The following is a 1,333-nucleotide window of genomic DNA, read 5'->3' as shown; positions in this document are numbered from 1 at the left end:
CCCTACTGATTCATTTAGTTGGGGAACCTGGAGGTTCAAATTTCGTTCTGAATCTGGTGGGTGTAGTGTCTGCCGTAGCGCTTGTGCTAAATACTTTATACCGAAACCGGAATACGCCGTTTATGTCGGAAGTTTGGTATGTCTGGCAGCTTAAACAAGAGCTCAATGCAATTTACCGAAAATCAAAAGCCTTAAACCAAGCGTTGGAACAGAACAATCACCAAGCGTTTATCATCAAATATTATCACTTGAAAGCTTCTATTCAGGTATATGAGCTGGATGACAATACGCTCACTATCAATCAGCTAAAAACTGACTTACGCGAACTGGAAGAAAAAATACAAAGCTTGGGTTTGAGCGTGAGCATCGAAGATTATCAGTCAGATTTACTGAAGACGCTTTGAACGAAGGGGCGGTGGTCTCCAAATCTGTAGGCAGAGCCTTCCACGGCTCGCAGGCGGGTTAGCACGAGGTTGATCGTGCGAAAGTCAACGAGTCAGAGTAAATAACAACCCAACTAAAATTCGAATATCCAGCCCGAATAAATACCTTTTAACCTAAACAACCTAGTTTGCCCATTTTTGCCAAAGCCTTCTAAGTATTTGTTTTTTAGTCTGTAGTTTCGCCACAAGAAGGTGGCGTGTTGTAGCACTAAAGGAACAATAAGAAGTACCCAAAACAAACATAAAAACGGGGAAATTATGAAACCTAAATCTTTCTTTAATACTCATCCACTCAAGGTCATGACACTAGGCCTGACGCTTGCCTGTTCTGATATCGCATTAGCGGCTGGAGAGGAATTTCTAGACTATGGCCTGCACTGGGCTAGGGTGCAAAATGGCGCAGAGAATCAGGTCAAAGCAATTGAGGCTGATGGCACGATTAACGAAACCATTAGTAATTACTATGACGACTCGAAGCCAACGGTTATTTATTTCCATGGCTGGCAGAATGGCTCTTCGCAAGATGGCTATGACCGCGAAGACTTTACCTTCGCCAACAATGGCAACTCACTCTCGCATAAATCCTGGAAGCAAAGGGGTTGGAACGTTGGCGTATTTTACTGGAACCAGTTTGCCGATGAAGCTGAAGTCAAAGATGCAGAAGCCAAAATGTGGAGTGCTAATGGCCCAAAAGGTATGCGTTATCGGCTAGATGACGGTAGTTACAGCACGTCACAGGCACCGAACAAGTCGGTCGGTGAAATCGCTTTTGAGCAAATCACAGCAGTACTGGCTAACAATAACAAAAACCTGAGATTTGCAGGCCACTCTTTGGGGAACCAATTAGCTGTTTATGTGGCCAAGCAGATTAATGATGGGATTAATGAGGG

1 protein-coding gene and 1 pseudogene are annotated in these 1,333 nt (G+C 44.0%); both read left to right on the top strand.

Annotated elements, in window-relative coordinates:
- A partial coding sequence (locus A3756_RS16435) for a DUF3087 family protein (protein ID WP_082865315.1) occupies positions 1–404 on the top strand: 404 nt, incomplete at its 5' end.
- A gap of 297 nt (positions 405–701) precedes the next feature.
- Positions 702–1,333, top strand: a pseudogene (locus tag A3756_RS16430) (cell adhesion protein); the annotation flags it as partial.

This window comes from Oleiphilus sp. HI0086, assembly GCF_001635225.1.
This window is presented reverse-complemented; position numbering and strand designations above follow the sequence as displayed.